Below are 16,467 nucleotides of genomic sequence, written 5' to 3' on the forward strand. Positions count from 1 at the left end.
AGTGCCCAGAACGACGGACGGTGACGGTACACCCGTCCCGCAGCGGCTCCTGGCCGCCGCCACCCGGCTCTTCGCCGACCAGGGGTACGACCGCACGTCCGTGCAGGAGATCGTCGAGGCGGCCGGCGTCACCAAGGGTGCGCTCTACCACTACTTCGGTTCCAAGGACGATCTGCTGCACGAGGTGTACGCACGGGTGCTGCGCATCCAGCAGGAGCGCCTCGACGCCTTCGCGGACGCCGACGAGCCGGTCGAAAAGCGGCTGCGGGGTGCGGCCGCGGACGTCGTCGTCACCACGATCGAGAACCTCGACGACGCGATGATCTTCTTCCGGTCCATGCACCACCTGAGCCCGGAGAAGAACAAGCAGGTGCGCGCGGAGCGGCGCCGGTACCACGAACGCTTCCGTGCGCTGATCGAGGAGGGCCAGAGGGAGGGCGTGTTCTCCACCGCCACCCCCGCCGACCTGGTGGTCGACTACCACTTCGGCTCGGTGCACCACCTGTCGACGTGGTACCGCCCGGACGGGCCGCTCACCCCCCAGCAGGTCGCCGACCATCTCGCCGACCTGCTGCTGCGGGCGCTGCGGCCCTGAGCCCGAACGCATGCGGGGGCGGCCGTCTCGATGGCCGCCCCCGCACCCGCGTCTCAGAGGTACTTCTTCAGCTCCCGGCGGGCCAGGGACCGCTGGTGCACCTCGTCCGGCCCGTCCGCGAGCCGCAGGGTCCGGGCCGCCGCCCACAGTTCGGCCAGCGGGAAGTCCTGGCTCACCCCGCCCGCGCCGTGCAGCTGGACCGCCTTGTCGATGATGTCGACGACCGTGCGCGGGGTGGCGATCTTGATGGCCTGGATCTCGGTGTGGGCGCCCCTGTTGCCGACCGTGTCCATCATCCACGCCGTCTTCAGGACCAGCAGCCGCAGTTGCTCCACGGCCACACGCGCATCGGCGATCCACCCCTGCACCACGCCCTGCTGGGCCAGCGCCTTGCCGAAGGCGTTTCGGGAGACGGCCCTGACGCACATCAGCTCGATCGCCCGCTCGGCCATGCCGATCAGCCGCATGCAGTGGTGGATGCGGCCCGGACCGAGGCGGGCCTGGGCGATGGCGAAGCCTCCGCCCTCCTCACCGATCAGGTTCGACACCGGCACGCGCGCGTGGTCGAAGACGACCTCGGCGTGACCGCCGTGGTAGTGGTCCTCGTAGCCGTACACCTTCATCGCCCGCTTGACGTGCACGCCGGGCGTGTCGCGCGGCACGAGCACCATCGACTGCTGACGGCGGATGTCGGCCCCGTCCGGGTCCGTCTTGCCCATCACGATGAAGATCTTGCAGTCCGGGTTCATCGCCCCGGAGATGTACCACTTGCGGCCGGTGATGACGTACTCGTCGCCGTCGCGCTCGATGTGCGTGGTGATGTTGGTGGCGTCCGAGGAGGCCACCTCGGGCTCGGTCATCGCGAACGCCGACCGGATCTCCCCGGCGAGCAGCGGCTCCAGCCACTGCTTCTTCTGCCGCTCGTCACCGAACTGGGCGAGCACCTCCATATTGCCGGTGTCGGGCGCCGCGCAGTTCAGCGCGGTGGGCGCGAGCTGCGGGGAGCGGCCGGTGATCTCGGCGAGCGGCGCGTACTGGAGGTTGGTGAGCCCGGCGCCGTGCTCGGTGTCGGGCAGGAACAGGTTCCACAGGCCCTGGCGGCGGGCCTCGGCCTTCAGCTCCTCGACGATCGCGGGGGTGTCCCATGGGGAGGCCAGCCCCGCCCGCTGCTCCTCGGCGACGGCCTCCGCCGGATAGACGTGCTCGTCCATGAAGGCGAGCAGCTTGGCGCGCAGCTCCTCGGTGCGCGCGTCGAACGCGAAGTCCATGACGGTTCAGCCTTCCTGGAGGGTGGTCAGGCCGTGCTCGATGAACACGGGCACCAGTTCGCCGATGCGGTCGAAGCCCCGCCCGACCGTCTGGCCGAGGGTGTAGCGGTAGTGGATGCCCTCGAGGATCACGGCCAGCTTGAACCAGGCGAACGCCGTGTACCAGGAGACGGCGGTGAGGTCGCGTCCCGAGCGGGCGGCGTACCGCTCGATCAGCTCGGCCGGGTCCGGGTGTCCCTCGGCGATGGCGGTGGTGGAGATGGGGGAGTCCGGCAGCCGCAGGGGCACGCTGTACATCACCAGCAGGCCGACGTCGGTGAGCGGGTCGCCGAGCGTGGACATCTCCCAGTCCAGGATGGCGGCGATCCGGTCGTCCTCGCCGAGCAGCACGTTGTCCAGGCGGTAGTCGCCGTGGATCACGGTGGCCCGGGGCGAGACGGGCAGCGCGCGGCCGAGCGCGGCGTGCAGCTCGTCGATGCCGGGCAGCTCACGGTTGCGGGAGGCGTCCAGCTGCTTGCCCCAGCGGCGCAGCTGCCGGTCCAGGAAGCCCTCGGGCCGGCCGAAGTCGGCGAGCCCCACCTCGACGGGGTCCACCGCGTGCAGCTCGACCAGGGTGTCCACCAGCCCGAGGATCGCGTCCCGGGTCCGCTGCGGGCCGAGCGGGGCGAGTTGCTCGGCGGTGCGGTAGGGGGTGCCCTCGACGAAGTCCATCACGTAGAAGGGGGCGCCCAGGACGGAGTCGTCCTCGCACAGCAGCACCGGGCGCGGTACCGGCACGGCCGTCGGGTGCAGCGCACTGATCACCCGGTGCTCGCGCTTCATGTCGTGCGCGGTGGCCAGGACGTGCCCGAGCGGCGGACGTCGTACGACCCACCGGGCCGTGCCGTCCGAGACGGCGTAGGTGAGGTTGGACCGCCCGCCCTCGATCAGCCGGCCGGTCAGGGGACCGTTCACCAGGCCGGGCCGCTCGGTGTCGAGCAGGCCGTGCAGCCGGTCGAGATCGAGACCCGGCGGGTGGTCTGGGCTCATCATTGCTCCTACAAGCGCGGAAACGGGACCAGCATCATGATGCCGACCGGTCGGTATGTCGTCCAGTGGGTGGCGCCAACGTGATCGGCGCCACGGGCTCTCCGTGGCGCCGACGGGGCGGGGTGGGTGGCGTCATGGCGGCGACGCGCCGCCTGTCCTCATGCGTGACTGGCCACCATCTCCCCACCGTTCATGACCGCCATGTCATGGAAGGCGGGCAGCAGGTCCAGGGGTGCACCCTCCGGGCGGCCGTCCAGCTCGGCGTAGGCGCGGTGCAGATTGGCCACCAGCCGCTCGCTCTCGCGCCACTGTGCGAACTCCCCGAGGTCGGTCGCCTGTGCGGCCTGAAGCGGTGTACGCCCCGCCGCGTGGTTCTCCTGCGCCACCTCCGCGACGAACCGCAGATAGCGCTCGGTGCGGTCGAACTCCGACGGGTCGGTGATCGCGCCGTGGCCCGGCACCACCGTCTCGGCACCCAGGTCGCGCAGCACGTCGAGGGCGCGCAGTGAGCCGCTGAGCGAACCCATCAGAAGGAACGGCGTACCGCCCTGGAAGACCAGGTCACCGGCGAACAGCACCCGGCGGTGCGGCAGCCACACCACGGAGTCCCCGACGGTGTGTGCGACGCCGGGGTGGATGATCTCCGCGTCGATCCCGCCGACATGCATCGTCGTCCGGCCGGTGTACGTCAGGTCGGCGCCCTGGATGCGGATGTCCCCGTAGTCGATCCCGGGCCACACCAGCGGCAGGTTGTGCCCGCTGGCGAGCGCCTCCCGTCGGCAGTCGGTGTGCGAGACGATCGTCGCGGACGGTGCGAAGTGGCCGTTGCCGTAGGTGTGGTCGCCGTGGTGGTGGGTGTTGACGACGAACCGCGGCGCGGCCGCCCCCGTGGCCGCGACCGCGGCGGCCAGGGCGCGTGTGCGGCGCTCGGTCGCCGCGGTGTCGACGAGCAGGGTCGTGGTCCCGTCCACCACGAACCCGGCGTTGTTCAGACACCATCCGCCGTCCGGCTGTACATAGGCGTGTACGTCGTCGGCAAGTGCGACCGTGTACGGTTCCGCCGCGGCCATGGGACCCCCTGAGTCGTCGTCAACCGGTGACCAAGCCTGCCAGCCGGCGACGAGCCCGCGGAAGCAGGGGGTTCCCCGTGCGGCCTCGGAGTCCTCAGTGGTCGTCCCAGTGTCCCTCGTGCCCGGCGTGCCGGTGGCCGTCGTGCAGATAGTCGACGTGGTCGCCGTGCGGGACCGCCCGGTGACCGCAGCCGTTGCCGTGCTGGTGCTCGTGTCCCTCGTGGGTGACATGCACCCCGGCCTCGCACTCGTCCCAATGGCCGCCGTGCTCACGGTGCAGATGGCCGTCGTGGGCGTAGTCGACGTGATCCCCGTGCGGTACGGCGTCGTGTCCGCAGGCCGGGCCGTGGCTGTGAGGGTGTCCTGTGTGTTCCGCGTGCTGGATGCTCATGGCGCTCACCTTCGAAGGTGTCGTGCGAAGGGCGGTTCGGGCTGACGGGAGGGGCAATCGGCGGGGAGGAGATACCGGCCGGACGAACAGTACCAAAAGGGGCAATCTCGACTCGCTCGACAGGCATGCCGTGTAAGCGCCCCGAGCGGGCCCGGAACCCCGGCGCGCGCTCGGAGCCCGTCGTGCGCTCGAAATGCCCGTCCGTACCCTCAGAACACCAGTGCGACCGCGCACACGGCGAGGGCGGCCGTGCAGAGGGTCGCGGCGGCGGCGTGACGGGTCCGCAGCCGTGGGGCGAGGCCGGTCTGCGTGGTGGCCAGGGCACGGATGCGGAGGTGGGCGAGGGCCAGGAAGCCGAGCCAGAACAGGCCGCACAGGGTGACCGCGGTGAAGCCGGCCGCCGTCCTGTCGTGCAGCGCGGTCTTCGCGGCCAGAACGGCGGCCACGGTGATCGACAGGGTGGTGCGGCGCCAGGCGAGCCGGGTGCGCTCCGGCTGGAGGCCCGGGTCGCGCTCCGGGGCCGGGACCTTCATCCTTCCCAGCCGACGACGACGATCACGACCATCGCGACCGCCACCACGGCGACGGCGATGCTCAGCAGCGCCGGGAAACGCGACGCGGGAAGGTCGTCGCCGCGCCGCATGGCCCGCTCGCAGCGCACCCAGTGGTTGATGGCGCGCAACGAGCACAGGACCCCGGCGCCCAGCAGCCCCAGGGCGAGACCGGCCCGCCAGGCCCAGCGCAGGTCCGGCAGGAACTGGTCCACTGCGAAACCCCCGCCGATCAGCGCCAGCGCGGTGCGCAGCCAGGCCAGAAAGGTGCGCTCGTTGGCGAGCGAGAAGCGGTAGTCGGGCGTACGGCCCTCCTGCCGGATCTCCTGGGGCGCGAACCACAGCCGGAGGTTCCGTACGAATTCGCTCACGACAGGACCTTACCGGTCCGTCATCAGGGGGTTCGGCGGTGCGCCCGCGGTACGGCCCGGGCGGGGGTTTCAGGCCGTGGCCCGGCGGTACTCCTTGAGGCGCCGGTACGCGGCCAGACCGTCCGGGACCCATTCCCAGTCGGACAGCCGGCGGTCCACCTCCTCCTCCGGCAGGAAGGCGTACCAGGCGACCTCCTCGGCCTGCGGGCTGACGGGCAGGTCGCAGCGGACCTGGTAGACCGAGGACCACCAGCTCCGGCCGGCGTCGTCGTCGTACAGGAACGTGAACAGCGGTTCGGGCCGGGGCAGACCGCTGACGCCGAGTTCCTCCTCCGCCTCCCGCAGGGCGGCGTCGTCGTAGGACTCGCCCGCGCCGACGACCCCGCCGACGAACATGTCGTACAGGGACGGGAAGACCAGCTTGGTGGCAGTGCGGCGGTGCACGAACAGCCGGCCCTCGCCGTCCCGTGCCTGGATGAACACACACCGGTGGCGCAGCCCGCGCGCGTATGCCTCGCCGCGCGGCGACTGCCCGATGACCCTGTCGTTCTCGTCCACGATGTCGAGGAGCTCGTCGGCGGCACTCATGCACCCATCCAACCAGCCCCGCCCGGCACCGTGCGCCCCGCCCGCAGGCTTACGGGCCCGTCGCCCGCACGCTACGGCCCGTCGCCGCACGCCCCCTCCGCGCACGGGGCCGCGTGCCTCACCCCGCCTGGAGGTCCCGTTCCCGTTCCGGCTCCGCCGCCCCCCTGGGCATGGCCGGGTGCAGGCCCAGCAGAACGATGCCGAAGACGATTCCCGCCAGTCCCGCCGTCTCCCAGGCCAGCGCGCCGGTGTCGGTGCGCAGCCGGTCCCCGAGGAAGCCCACCCCGCACACGATCCCGGCCAGCGGCTGGGCGGCGGTCAGCGCCGGCAGGGACATCCGCAGCGGCGCCGTCTCGAACGCGCTCTGCACCAGGATCAGCCCCGTCACCCCGAGCACCAGCACACCGTAGGGCTGCCAGCCCGTGATGAACTCCGTCCAGCCGCCCGCCGTGAGCCGCTGCCCGCTCACCCGGGTGAGCGCGTCCTGCACCCCGTACAGCAGCCCCGCCGCCAGCCCCAGCAGCACCGGCCCGATGATCAGCCGCGACTTCTTCGCATATGTCGTCAGCAGCAGCGCCAGACCGACCATCACGCCGATGATCACCCAGTGCCGTACCGGATCCGTGACCGCGACGCCCGCCCTCGGCCGCCCCGCCACGATGAACGCCGTGACGCCGCCGGCGAGCAGCGCGAGCCCGGCCCATCCCTGACGGCCCAGCGGCTGTCTGGTCTGCCGGCGGGACTCGGCCAGCGCGAACAGCAGGTTCGTGGCGACCAGCGGCTCGACCAGGGAGATCTCCCCGTGGGCCAGCGCGACGGCGCTGAGTCCCATGCCGACCACCATCAGGCCGATGCCGCCGAGCCAGCGAGGCATCTTCACCAGGTCCAGCAGCAGCCGGGGGGAGAGGAAGTCGCTGAGCGGCGCGTGCTGTGCGGCGTTCTGCTGCAGCACGAATCCGGTGCCCAGGCAGAAGGCCGCGCTCACGGCGAGGGCCAGAACCAGTACCGACACGCTGTACCTCGATGATTCAACGGGGTCACGGGAGGCGTATCACGCCGACTGTAACGCCCCGGACTGTGCCCCGCCCGTGGTTGACCGGTTCCCGACAGGCCCCGCCCGCCCACGACGTCCGACGCTCGAACACAGGCACGGCGAGTACCCGGGAACAGGCGGTTGACGCCGTTACTCCTCCTGCCGAAGGATCTGACCCGTCGGTCACGGCATACCGACCGGTAGCCACGGCGAGAGGAACAGGCCCATGGCCTACGACGCTGATGTCATCGTGATCGGGGCAGGCCTCGCCGGGCTCACCGCGACCGCGGAACTGGTGGACGCCGGCCGGAAGGTGATCCTGCTGGACCAGGAGCCCGAACAGTCGATGGGCGGCCAGGCGTTCTGGTCCTTCGGCGGCCTCTTCTTCGTCGACTCGCCGGAGCAGCGCCGGCTGCGGATCAAGGACAGCCACGCCCTGGCCCTCCAGGACTGGATGGGCACCGCCGCCTTCGACCGCCCCGAGGACCACTGGCCGCGCAGATGGGCGGAGGCGTACGTCGACTTCGCGGCCGGCGAGAAGCGGGCCTGGCTGCACCGGCAGGGCGTCCGCTTCTTCCCGGTGGTCGGCTGGGCCGAGCGCGGCGGATACGACGCCACCGGCCACGGCAACTCCGTCCCCCGCTTCCACATCACCTGGGGGACCGGCCCCGGACTGATCGCACCGTTCGTACGCCGCGTCCGGGCCGGCGTCGCGCGCGGTGTCGTCCAGCTGAGGTTCCGTCACCGGGTCACCGGGCTCGCACGCAGCGCGGGCACCGTCGACACCGTCACCGGTGAGGTCCTGGAGCCCTCGGACGTGCAGCGGGGCGAAGCCAGCAGCCGCACCGTCGCCGGCGCCTTCGAGTTCAGGGCCCAGGCGGTGATCGTCACCAGCGGGGGCATCGGCGGCAATCACGACCTGGTGCGGGCCAACTGGCCCAAGCGTCTCGGCGCGCCGCCGCAGCGGATGGTCTCGGGCGTGCCCGCGCACGTCGACGGGAAGATGCTCGGCATCGTGGAGGAGAGCGGCGGCCGGCTGATCAACCGCGACCGTATGTGGCACTACACCGAGGGCCTCCACAACTGGAACCCCGTCTGGGAGAACCACGGCATCCGCATCCTGCCGGGCCCGTCCTCCCTCTGGTTCGACGCCCGTGGCCGGCGACTGCCCGTACCGCTCTTCCCCGGCTTCGACACCCTCGGCACCCTCGAGCACATCATGCGGACCGGGTACGACCACACATGGTTCGTGCTCGACCGGAAGATCATCGGCAAGGAGTTCGCTCTCTCCGGCTCCGAGCAGAACCCCGACCTCACCGGCAAGTCGGTCCGGGACGTGATCGGACGGGCCCGCGCGGACGTGCCCGGGCCGGTCAGGGCGTTCATGGACCACGGTGTCGACTTCGTCGTGGAGAAGGACCTGGGAGCGCTGGTGCGCGGTATGAACGCGCTCACCGAGGAGCCGCTCATCGACGAGGCCGAGCTGCGCCGCGAGATCGTCGCCCGGGACCGGGAGATCCTGAACCCGTTCACCAAGGACCTCCAGGTGACCGCGATCCGCGGGGCCCGCCGCTTCCTCGGCGACCGGCTGATCCGCACGGCCGCCCCGCACCGCATCCTGGACCCCGGCGCGGGTCCCCTCATCGCGGTGCGCCTGAACATCCTCACCCGCAAGACGCTCGGCGGCCTGGAGACCGATCTCTCCTCGCGGGTGCTGACCGAGGGCGGCGACCCGCTCGCGGGGGTCTACGCGGCCGGGGAGGCGGCGGGCTTCGGCGGGGGCGGGGTGCACGGCTACCGCTCCCTGGAGGGCACGTTCCTCGGCGGCTGCCTGTTCTCGGGGCGCACGGCCGGACGCGCGGCGGCGAAGGCGCTCGGGTAGCGGGAGGCCGGGCTCCCGAGAACCCGGTGAGAAGTGGTTACGGAATCCTGACGGGCACCCGTTGCCCCTGGCCCCGAGGGGCCGGAGGGTGTTCGAATCACTCTGTGAACCCTGAACGACCCGAAGAGCGGGACGCACCGGAGCCCGCGGACCGGGGAGCACCGGAGCCCACCGCGACCGGCGCCCCGATCGGCCGCCGGGTCCTGCTGGGGACCCTGGGTCTCGGCGCGCTCGGCGTCGTCGCCGCGCCCACGCTCCAGCGCGGCCTGGAAGCCTTTCTCGGCAGCGTTTCCGGCAAGGACCCGACGGGCCTGACCGGTCTGCTGCCCAACGGTGGCGGTTTTCGCTACTACTCCGTGACGGCGTCCGTTCCGCACCGGGACGAGACCGACTACCGCCTCACCGTCGACGGCCTGGTCGACCACCCGAAGACCTATACGCTCGCCGACCTGCGGGCCCTGCCTCAGACCCGGCTCGTGCACGACGTCCAGTGCGTCACGGGCTGGCGGGTGCCGAAGACACCCTTCGAAGGGGTACGGCTCGCCACGCTGCTGGAGGCCGCGGGCGTCCGCTCCTCCGCCGGCGCCGTCCGCTTCAGCTGCTTCGACGGGGCGTACACCGAGAGCCTCACCCTCGACCAGGCGCGCCGCAGCGACGTCCTGGTGGCGCTGAAGATGCAGGACAAGCCGGTGAGCCACGAGCACGGCGGCCCGGTCCGCCTCTATGTCGCCCCCATGTACTTCTACAAGTCCGCGAAGTGGCTCTCCGGCATCACCGTCACCCGGGACGTGCGCCCCGGGTTCTGGGAGGAGCGCGGCTACGACGTGGACGCGTGGGTCGGCCGGTCGAACGGACGGGACGATGCCCCCACGAGTTGACGCAGGGCATCCCGTCGCCGCTCCGGCCCGGGTACACCGCTTCACGCGCGCGGAGCGCTGGGTCCACCGCACGACGGCCGCGCTGATGGGCGTCTGCGTGGTCACCGCGGCCTGCCTCTACATCCCGGCCTTCGCGGAACTGGTCGGCCGCCGCGAACTGGTGGTCAGGATCCACGAGGTGGCGGGCGTGCTGCTCCCGGTCCCCGTCCTGATGGGCCTGGCCTCCCGGGCCTTTCGCGCGGATCTCGGCCACCTCAACCGCTGGGGGCCGCACGACCGGATCTGGCTGCGCGCGGCCCTGCGCCGCGACCACCGTCGGAAGTCCCGCCCCGCGGCGAAGTTCAACGCGGGCCAGAAGACGTACGCGGCCTGGATCGCGGGCGCCACGCTGGTGATGCTGGGCACGGGACTGCTGATGTGGTTCACCCACCTCACCCCGCTGAAGTGGCGGACATCGGCGACCTTCGTCCACGACTGGCTCGCCCTGACCATCGGCGTGGTCCTGGCCGGCCACATCGGCATGGCCCTGGGCGACCCGGAGTCCCGCAGGGGCCTGCGCACGGGCCTGGTCAGCCGCGAATGGGCGGACCGGGAACACCCGCTGTGGCGCCCGTAGCCGCGACGGCCGTCACGAGCCGGGCGAGCCCGTCCGAACCGTGCCCCTCGGCCACGGCCCGGTCGGCGGTCCCGACGAGCCGGGCCAGTGTGGCCGCGGCCGAGGCGACCGTGGAGCGCTCCCCCGGGGAGGCGGCCGGTCCGCAGCTGCTCGGCCCACCGGGGGATCATCTCGGACAGGAAGCCGCTGATCCCGGCGGCGAACGGTGCCGGCTCCCCGGGGGCGACGCCCTCCGCGGAGGCGGGGCGAAGGCGTGCGCGGCGCCGCGCCCCGCGCACCGCTGTAGAGAACCGCGGCCAAGCACGGCCCGTACGGCGTCGTAGTCCATGGGGCATACGAACGATCAGGCTCCCCGGTGCGTACGGCGTCCTCGGCCGAGGAGGCGACGGTGGCGCCCCAGCCGGGGAGGTCGCCGGCCCGGCCGGGGGTGCGGTTCCACACCGTCAGCGGGTGGCCGTCCGTCAGGAAGGCGGAGGCGAGGGCACGGCCCATGGGGCCCATGCCGAGGACGGAAACGGATGGCCGAGTCGTCGATGTCGTCATGCCGCGACGCCAGGCATTGACATCGACGTGAGAGTCAAGTCCCTGCTGCACTCGGCCCATGAGGATCGGTGAACTCTCGCGCCACACCGGCGCGAGCCCCCGCGCCCTGCGCTACCACGAGGAACAGGGGCAAGTCCGTCATCCCGGAGATCGTGCCGTGCGCCGACGACGAGAGCGTCGTCGTGGCCGGCACGTGCCCCGAACTCCTCGACGGGCTCGCCGGGGAGCGGGCGCGGATCACGGCGGCGATCGACGACCTGATCGCCGCCCGTGACATCGTGGACTCGCTGGTGGGGCACCCGCTGCAGTCAGTCCCGGAAGGCTGCACGGCGGTGCCGGTACCGGCGGCGGAGCCGGTGTTCGCCTGGGCCGTGGACCGGAGCCGGTCCACGCTGCCGCCCGGCTTCGGGGACTAGGCGGGCCGCCGTCATCGCCGTACTCCTAGATCACGAGGGACAGCAGGAGCACCAGGGAGCCGGCCACCACCGAGATGATCGTCTCCATGACGGACCAGGTCTTGACGGTCTGTCCGACGCTCAGTCCGAAGTACTCCTTCACCAGCCAGAAGCCGGCGTCGTTGACATGGCTGAAGAACAGCGAGCCGGCACCGATGGCCAGGACCAGCAGGGCCGCGTGGGTGGTCGACATGTCGGCCGCGAGCGGCGCGACCAGACCCGCCGCCGAGACGGTCGCCACGGTCGCGGAACCCGTCGCGAGCCGGATCGCCACCGCGATCAGCCAGGCCAGCAGCAGGGCGGGGATCGACCAGTCCCTGGATATGTCCAGGATCATCCGGCCCACACCGCAGTCGATCAGCGTCTGCTTGAACCCGCCGCCGGCCCCCACGATGAGCAGGATGCCCGCGATGGGGGCGAGCCCCTTCTCGACGGTCCGCGTGATCCGCTCCTTGCTGAACCCGGCCGGGCGGCCCAGCGTGAAGATGCCGACGATCACGGCGGCGAGCAGGGCGATCAGCGGAGAGCCGATCACGTCGAAGACCCGCTGCACCATCTTCGCCGGGTCGTCCACGACGATGTCGACCAGGGCCTTGGACAGCATCAGGACGACCGGGAGCAGCACGGTGGCCAGCGTGGCGCCGAAGCCGGGACGCCTCTCCAACTCCTCCGAGGCGCGCGGTGGGAGCATCCGCTCCGGAACCGGGGCGTCCACCCAGCGGGCCGCGACCTTCGAGAACAGCGGGCCGGCGATGATCACCGTCGGGACGGCGACCAGCACACCGAGCGCCAACGTCACGCCGAGGTTGGCCTTGACGGCGTCGATGGCGACCAACGGCCCCGGGTGCGGCGGAATCAGACCGTGCATCACGGACAGGCCCGCGAGCGCCGGGACACCGATCCGCATCAGCGAGTAACTGCCGCGCCTGGCGACCATCAGCACGACCGGGATCAGCAGCACGATGCCGACCTCGAAGAACAGCGGCAGACCGATCACCGAGGCGATCAGCACCATCGCCCACGGCATCGCACGGCCCTTGGCCCGGGCGAGGATCGTGTCGACGATCTGGTCCGCGCCCCCGGAGTCGGCGAGCAGTTTGCCGAGGATCGCGCCGAGCGCGATCAGGACGCCCACACCGGCGACGGTCGAGCCGAGCCCGGTGGTGAAGCTGGTGATGGCCTTGTCGAGCGGTGCCCCGGCGAACGCTCCGAGCGCGAGCGAGCCGATGGTCAGGGCCAGGAAGGCGTGGAGCTTGAACTTGGTGATGAGCAGCACGATGACGGCGATGCTCGCCGCCGCCGCAATGCCCAGTTGAGCGTGGCCCGCCGAGGTGATCGGCTCGACGGTGTCCGCTGCCAGCATCTCGACGCTGAGTCTGGTCACGGGTGTCCCTTGGGTGAGGAGAGGAACTCTCGGTTTCTGGTGGGGAGGGCCCTCGGGCCGCGTGCCTAGGGGAAGCGGCGGCGGCGCGAGGGCCGGGGGTTACTGCGAGGGCTGGGCGGAGGACCGCTCGAGATCGCGCAGGGCGTCCATGGCGCGGGCGGTGATCTTCTCGGGGCTGCCCGAGACGTCCACCGCCACTCCCGCCTCGTCCGGCTCCAGCGGCTGGAGCGTGGCGAACTGGGAGTCCAGCAGCGCGGTGGGCATGAAGTGCCCCTGCCGGTGCGCCATCCGGTCCTCGATGAGCTTGCGGTCGCCCGTGAGGTGCACGAAGACGATGCCGGGAGCCGAGGCCCGCAGCCGGTCGCGGTACGCACGCTTCAGCGCCGAGCTGCTGACCACCCCGCCGAGTCCCGCCCGCCCCTGCGCCCAGGCGCCGATGGCGTCCAGCCAGGGCCACCGGTCCTCGTCCGTGAGCGGGACGCCCGCCGACATCTTGGCGATGTTGGCCGGGGGGTGGAAGTCGTCGCCCTCGGCGTACGGAACGCCGAGCCGGGCCGCGAGCAGGGGACCGACCGTGGTCTTGCCGGTGCCCGCGACGCCCATGACCACGACGACGTGGGGGGTACGCACTTGCTGCATCGTGCTCTCGCTGTCTTCGTCGACATCTGATGTCGACGTCACTGAAACCGATTAGGTACGACGAATTCAAGACTCTGTGACGAATAAGTCTGACTTTTTCTTCGTGTGACCCACCTCGTACGCTGAGTGCATGACCACTCCGGGCCGGGGACTGCACGGCCGTGTACTGGACACCCTCGGCCCAGCGATCACTGCGGGCGAGTACCCGCCGGGCAGCGTCCTGCGCACCGACGAACTCGCCCAGCACTTCGAGGTCTCCAGATCCGTGATGCGCGAGGCGGTCCGGGTCCTGGAGTCGATGCACCTGGTGGAATCCCGCCGCCGGGTGGGGGTGACGGTCCGCCCCAAGGCCGAGTGGAACGTCTACGACCCCCAGGTCATCCGGTGGCGCCTGGCCGGCGCCGACCGCCCGCACCAGCTGCGCTCACTGACCGTGCTGCGCTCGGCGATCGAACCCGTGGCCGCCGGCCTGGCCGCCCGCAACGCCACGCCCGAGCAGTGCGCCCGCCTCACCGAGTGCGCACTGGGCATGGTCGCCAACTCACGCGGCCACCAGCTCGAGGGCTACCTGATCCACGACATGGCCTTCCACCGGACGATCCTGGACGCGTCCGGCAACGAGATGTTCGCCCGCCTGGGCGACGTGGTCGCGGAGGTCCTCTCGGGCCGCACCCACCACGACGTGATGTTCGAGGACCCCGACCCGGCCGCGGTCACCCTGCACGTCCAGGTTGCGGAGGCGGTAAGGGAAGGGGACGCGGCCCGCGCGGAACATCTGACCCGCGAGATCACCGTCGGCGCGCTGCACGAGCTGGACATCCTCGCGCCGTAGCGGCCGTCCGCCGCCCTGTCGGCCGTCCGCCCCCCCGTCGGCCGTCCGCCCCCGTCGGCCGTCCGCCCCCGTCGGCCGTCCGCCGCCGCGCGCGTCAGTCGAGGAAGTCCCCGTCGACGTACACCCATGCCCCGTCCACCCGTTCGAACCGGCTGCGTTCGTGCAGCGTGCCGCCGCGGTAGGAGGCGCGGAAGGTCACCGTTCCCGTCGAGTGGAACGCGGACCCGCCCGTCGTCTCCAGGACCTCCAGCCCCGTCCAGCGCATCCCGGGATCGAGGTCGAGCCGCGCGGGACGGGTGCGCGGATGCCAGGTCCGCAGCAGATACCCCGTGTCCCTCTGCACGAACGCGCTGTACCGGGACCGCATGAGCGCCTCGGCGGTCGGCGCGGCCACGGCACCCGAGTGGAAAGGGCCGCAGCACTTCTCGTACGCCTCGGACAGCCCGCACGGGCAGGAACGCGTGGTCATGACCGCCATTCTGCCGGGTCCGGCGCGGCACCCCGCGCGGCGGGCGGACGGACCGGCGTGACGGCCTGCCGGGCAGCCGGAGTTTCGGCCTCCCTTGCGTGCGCACCCGCTCCATCGGAGTCACAGTGGAAGAAGGCCGTGCGCCGTGTGCGGCGCCGCGGCGCACCGGTGTGAGGAGGGACGGAAGATGACGATGACCCGAGCCGCCCGCAGCCGGCCTCCCACCGCCAAGGAGTGGAGCCTGCGCCTCTACCTCTCCGAGCACGACCCCGCCACCACGGCCAGGGTCGTCCTGGACACCGGTGACAACCTGATGGAGAGCTGCGCCGCGGCACACCGCAACCCCTACGACCCGGAGGTGCCCGAGATCGGCGACGAACTGGCGGCCGGGCGGGCGCTGGTCGCGCTGGGCCGGAAGCTGCTGCGCGCCGCCGCCGGCGACATCGAGGAGGCCGGAGCGCCGGAGGAGGCTCCACCCGCCCCACTGTGGCTGCCCCGGGAGTGAGGAGGCCGAGCCGTGATCTTCATGGATCGCCAGGACGCGGGCCGGCAACTGGGCGCCCGCCTGGAGCACCTCAGGCACCGGGACGCGGTCGTGCTGGGCCTCCCCAGGGGAGGGGTCCCGGTGGCGTTCGAGGTCGCCCAGGCGATCGGCGCGCCGCTCGATGTCTGCCTGGTCCGCAAGCTCGGCGTGCCCTTCCAGCCGGAACTGGGGATGGGGGCGATCGGCGAGGACGGCGTACGTGTCATCAACGACGCGGTGGTGCGTGAGGCACGCGTCCCCCCGGAGGATCTCGCCCGGGTCGAGGAGCACGAACGGATCGTCCTCGAGCAGCGCGCCCGGCGCTACCGCGGTGAGTGCGAGCCCGTCACCCTCCAGGGCCGGACCGTGGTCGTGGTCGACGACGGTGTGGCCACCGGGTCGACCGCACGGGCGGCCTGCCGGATCGCCCGGGCCCGCGGTGCCGAGCGGATCGTGCTGGCGGTCCCCGTCGCCCCGAGCGACTGGACCGAGCGGCTGGGCGGGGAGGCCGACGAACTGGTGTCCGTGGCGACGCCGCGGGACTTCTTCGCGATCGGCCAGTTCTACGCGGACTTCGCCCAGACCGACGACGAGGAGGTCGCCGACTGCCTGAGGCAGGCCGCGGGACGCTCCGCCGGGGGCAGCACCGAAACCGGGTCCTCCGAGACGGAGCTGGAGGTGACCGCCGGCGCCGTACGCCTCAGAGGGCAGCTCACCGCGCCGGAGGACGCGCCCGGGGTCGTGCTGTTCGCGCACGGCAGCGGCAGCAGCCGGCACAGTCCGCGCAACCAGTTCGTGGCCACGGGCCTGAATCGGGCCGGCCTCGGCACCCTGCTGTTCGACCTGCTCACCGAGGAGGAGGAGCAGGACCGGGCCAATGTCTTCGACACCGGCCTGCTGGCCCGACGGCTGGCCGACGCCACCAGCTGGCTGCGCGCACAGCCCGGATTCGAAACGCTCGCCATCGGGTACTTCGGCGCCAGCACCGGCGCCGCCGCCGCCCTGTGGGCCGCGGCGGAGCCCGAGGCCCGCATCGCCGCGGTGGTCTCCCGGGGCGGCCGCCCCGACCTCGCCGGGCCCCGGTTGCCCGCGGTGTCCGCGCCCACGCTGCTCATCGTCGGCGGCGCCGACCCGACCGTACTCGACCTCAACCGGCAGGCACAGGCCCGGCTGCGCTGCGAGAACCACCTCGCCATCGTCCCCGGCGCCACTCACCTGTTCGAGGAGCCCGGCACCCTGGAGGTGGTGACCGACCTGGCCCGCGACTGGTTCACCGACCACATGGCCCCCGCTCACGTGTAGCACCCCGGCGACCCCGGCAAGCACTCTAGGCACCGGGGCCCCACGGGG

21 protein-coding genes are annotated in these 16,467 nt (G+C 71.9%); 9 read left to right on the forward strand and 12 right to left on the reverse strand.

The window, feature by feature from the left end; all coding sequences use genetic code 11:
- Window position 1: 1 nt before the first annotated feature.
- Window positions 2-595 (forward strand): TetR/AcrR family transcriptional regulator, encoded by a 594-nt coding sequence (locus tag LZ604_RS24110; RefSeq protein WP_234517536.1) that lies wholly within the window; start codon window positions 2-4, stop codon window positions 593-595.
- Window positions 596-648: 53 nt separating this feature from the next.
- Here the strand turns inward: LZ604_RS24110 and LZ604_RS24115 are convergent, their stop codons facing one another.
- From LZ604_RS24115 to LZ604_RS24150, 8 genes are all read right to left on the reverse strand, one after another.
- Complete coding sequence (locus LZ604_RS24115; RefSeq protein ID WP_234517537.1) at window positions 649-1,863, reverse strand: acyl-CoA dehydrogenase family protein; 1,215 nt, start codon at window positions 1,861-1,863, stop codon at window positions 649-651.
- A gap of 6 nt (window positions 1,864-1,869) precedes the next feature.
- On the reverse strand, window positions 1,870-2,892 hold the full coding sequence (locus LZ604_RS24120; protein ID WP_234517572.1) for a phosphotransferase family protein: 1,023 nt from the start codon (window positions 2,890-2,892) through the stop codon (window positions 1,870-1,872).
- 158 nt (window positions 2,893-3,050) lie between these two features.
- Complete coding sequence (locus tag LZ604_RS24125; RefSeq protein WP_234517538.1) at window positions 3,051-3,962, reverse strand: MBL fold metallo-hydrolase; 912 nt, start codon at window positions 3,960-3,962, stop codon at window positions 3,051-3,053.
- A 94-nt stretch (window positions 3,963-4,056) separates the two neighbouring features.
- Window positions 4,057-4,353 carry a hypothetical protein gene (locus LZ604_RS24130; protein ID WP_234517539.1) on the reverse strand — a complete coding sequence of 99 codons (297 nt, stop codon included), beginning with the start codon at window positions 4,351-4,353 and terminating at the stop codon, window positions 4,057-4,059.
- A gap of 209 nt (window positions 4,354-4,562) precedes the next feature.
- A complete protein-coding gene (locus tag LZ604_RS24135; protein ID WP_234517540.1) occupies window positions 4,563-4,886 on the reverse strand; it encodes a DUF202 domain-containing protein in 324 nt (107 codons plus the stop codon).
- Window positions 4,883-5,275 carry a YidH family protein gene (locus LZ604_RS24140; protein ID WP_234517541.1) on the reverse strand — a complete coding sequence of 131 codons (393 nt, stop codon included), beginning with the start codon at window positions 5,273-5,275 and terminating at the stop codon, window positions 4,883-4,885. The genes LZ604_RS24135 and LZ604_RS24140 overlap by 4 nt, the downstream gene beginning before the upstream one ends.
- A gap of 69 nt (window positions 5,276-5,344) precedes the next feature.
- Complete coding sequence (locus LZ604_RS24145; RefSeq protein ID WP_234517542.1) at window positions 5,345-5,863, reverse strand: NUDIX hydrolase; 519 nt, start codon at window positions 5,861-5,863, stop codon at window positions 5,345-5,347.
- Window positions 5,864-5,981: 118 nt separating this feature from the next.
- Window positions 5,982-6,875 (reverse strand): DMT family transporter, encoded by an 894-nt coding sequence (locus LZ604_RS24150; protein WP_234517543.1) that lies wholly within the window; start codon window positions 6,873-6,875, stop codon window positions 5,982-5,984.
- A 247-nt stretch (window positions 6,876-7,122) separates the two neighbouring features.
- On the opposite strand from LZ604_RS24150, the gene LZ604_RS24155 reads away from it, so the two are divergent.
- The 3 genes from LZ604_RS24155 to LZ604_RS24165 all read left to right on the forward strand — a co-directional run bounded on the left by LZ604_RS24155 (window position 7,123) and on the right by LZ604_RS24165 (window position 10,272).
- Entirely contained in the window at window positions 7,123-8,778 is a 1,656-nt protein-coding gene (locus LZ604_RS24155) for an FAD-binding dehydrogenase (protein ID WP_234517544.1), read from the forward strand.
- Window positions 8,779-8,882: 104 nt separating this feature from the next.
- Window positions 8,883-9,656, forward strand: coding sequence for a molybdopterin-dependent oxidoreductase (locus LZ604_RS24160; protein WP_234517545.1), 774 nt, complete (start codon window positions 8,883-8,885; stop codon window positions 9,654-9,656).
- Window positions 9,640-10,272, forward strand: coding sequence for a cytochrome b/b6 domain-containing protein (locus LZ604_RS24165; RefSeq protein ID WP_234517546.1), 633 nt, complete (start codon window positions 9,640-9,642; stop codon window positions 10,270-10,272). The genes LZ604_RS24160 and LZ604_RS24165 overlap by 17 nt, the downstream gene beginning before the upstream one ends.
- A gap of 12 nt (window positions 10,273-10,284) precedes the next feature.
- Here LZ604_RS24165 and LZ604_RS24170 read toward each other — a convergent pair whose 3' ends face one another.
- Window positions 10,285-10,875 carry an NAD(P)-binding domain-containing protein gene (locus LZ604_RS24170; protein ID WP_308283628.1) on the reverse strand — a complete coding sequence of 197 codons (591 nt, stop codon included), beginning with the start codon at window positions 10,873-10,875 and terminating at the stop codon, window positions 10,285-10,287.
- Here LZ604_RS24170 and LZ604_RS24175 point away from each other — a divergent pair.
- Together LZ604_RS24175 and LZ604_RS24180 are read left to right on the forward strand one after the other, a co-directional pair.
- Window positions 10,874-11,089, forward strand: a complete 216-nt coding sequence (locus tag LZ604_RS24175) for a MerR family DNA-binding transcriptional regulator (RefSeq protein ID WP_234517547.1) — start codon at window positions 10,874-10,876, stop codon at window positions 11,087-11,089. The genes LZ604_RS24170 and LZ604_RS24175 overlap by 2 nt on opposite strands.
- Window positions 10,998-11,231 carry a hypothetical protein gene (locus tag LZ604_RS24180; protein ID WP_234517548.1) on the forward strand — a complete coding sequence of 78 codons (234 nt, stop codon included), beginning with the start codon at window positions 10,998-11,000 and terminating at the stop codon, window positions 11,229-11,231. The genes LZ604_RS24175 and LZ604_RS24180 overlap by 92 nt, the downstream gene beginning before the upstream one ends.
- A 25-nt stretch (window positions 11,232-11,256) precedes the next feature.
- Here LZ604_RS24180 and LZ604_RS24185 read toward each other — a convergent pair whose 3' ends face one another.
- Window positions 11,257-12,654, reverse strand: coding sequence for a GntP family permease (locus tag LZ604_RS24185; protein ID WP_234517549.1), 1,398 nt, complete (start codon window positions 12,652-12,654; stop codon window positions 11,257-11,259).
- A gap of 99 nt (window positions 12,655-12,753) precedes the next feature.
- The gene (locus LZ604_RS24190; RefSeq protein WP_234517550.1) at window positions 12,754-13,293 is read right to left on the reverse strand and encodes a gluconokinase; all 540 of its coding nucleotides are present in this window, start codon (window positions 13,291-13,293) and stop codon (window positions 12,754-12,756) included.
- A gap of 130 nt (window positions 13,294-13,423) precedes the next feature.
- On the opposite strand from LZ604_RS24190, the gene LZ604_RS24195 reads away from it, so the two are divergent.
- A complete protein-coding gene (locus LZ604_RS24195; protein WP_234517551.1) occupies window positions 13,424-14,125 on the forward strand; it encodes a FadR/GntR family transcriptional regulator in 702 nt (233 codons plus the stop codon).
- Between the two features lie 94 nt (window positions 14,126-14,219).
- On the opposite strand, the gene LZ604_RS24200 is transcribed toward LZ604_RS24195, so the two are convergent.
- Window positions 14,220-14,594, reverse strand: a complete 375-nt coding sequence (locus LZ604_RS24200; protein ID WP_234517552.1) for a YchJ family protein — start codon at window positions 14,592-14,594, stop codon at window positions 14,220-14,222.
- Window positions 14,595-14,787: 193 nt separating this feature from the next.
- Here LZ604_RS24200 and LZ604_RS24205 point away from each other — a divergent pair, with 193 nt between their 5' ends.
- Together LZ604_RS24205 and LZ604_RS24210 are read left to right on the forward strand one after the other, a co-directional pair.
- Window positions 14,788-15,099: a dsRBD fold-containing protein gene (locus tag LZ604_RS24205; protein ID WP_234517574.1), complete on the forward strand. Its 312-nt coding sequence runs from the start codon at window positions 14,788-14,790 to the stop codon at window positions 15,097-15,099.
- A 12-nt stretch (window positions 15,100-15,111) separates the two neighbouring features.
- Entirely contained in the window at window positions 15,112-16,419 is a 1,308-nt protein-coding gene (locus LZ604_RS24210; protein WP_234517553.1) for a phosphoribosyltransferase family protein, read from the forward strand.
- The last annotated feature ends 48 nt before the right edge of the window (window positions 16,420-16,467 follow it).

This window comes from Streptomyces glomeratus (assembly GCF_021462825.1).
Lineage (GTDB): Bacteria > Actinomycetota > Actinomycetes > Streptomycetales > Streptomycetaceae > Streptomyces > Streptomyces glomeratus.

Coding starts and splice junctions, on each gene's coding strand:
- LZ604_RS24205 (WP_234517574.1), top strand. CDS start 14,788: ATGACCCGAGCCGCCCGCAGCCGGCCTCCCACCGCCAAGGAGTGGAGC.
- LZ604_RS24195 (WP_234517551.1), top strand. CDS start 13,424: ATGACCACTCCGGGCCGGGGACTGCACGGCCGTGTACTGGACACCCTC.
- LZ604_RS24135 (WP_234517540.1), bottom strand. CDS start 4,886: ATGAAGGTCCCGGCCCCGGAGCGCGACCCGGGCCTCCAGCCGGAGCGC.
- LZ604_RS24200 (WP_234517552.1), bottom strand. CDS start 14,594: ATGACCACGCGTTCCTGCCCGTGCGGGCTGTCCGAGGCGTACGAGAAG.
- LZ604_RS24170 (WP_308283628.1), bottom strand. CDS start 10,875: ATGGGCCGAGTGCAGCAGGGACTTGACTCTCACGTCGATGTCAATGCC.
- LZ604_RS24165 (WP_234517546.1), top strand. CDS start 9,640: ATGCCCCCACGAGTTGACGCAGGGCATCCCGTCGCCGCTCCGGCCCGG.
- LZ604_RS24155 (WP_234517544.1), top strand. CDS start 7,123: ATGGCCTACGACGCTGATGTCATCGTGATCGGGGCAGGCCTCGCCGGG.
- LZ604_RS24115 (WP_234517537.1), bottom strand. CDS start 1,863: ATGGACTTCGCGTTCGACGCGCGCACCGAGGAGCTGCGCGCCAAGCTG.
- LZ604_RS24145 (WP_234517542.1), bottom strand. CDS start 5,863: ATGAGTGCCGCCGACGAGCTCCTCGACATCGTGGACGAGAACGACAGG.
- LZ604_RS24130 (WP_234517539.1), bottom strand. CDS start 4,353: ATGAGCATCCAGCACGCGGAACACACAGGACACCCTCACAGCCACGGC.
- LZ604_RS24125 (WP_234517538.1), bottom strand. CDS start 3,962: ATGGCCGCGGCGGAACCGTACACGGTCGCACTTGCCGACGACGTACAC.
- LZ604_RS24120 (WP_234517572.1), bottom strand. CDS start 2,892: ATGAGCCCAGACCACCCGCCGGGTCTCGATCTCGACCGGCTGCACGGC.
- LZ604_RS24190 (WP_234517550.1), bottom strand. CDS start 13,293: ATGCAGCAAGTGCGTACCCCCCACGTCGTCGTGGTCATGGGCGTCGCG.
- LZ604_RS24175 (WP_234517547.1), top strand. CDS start 10,874: ATGAGGATCGGTGAACTCTCGCGCCACACCGGCGCGAGCCCCCGCGCC.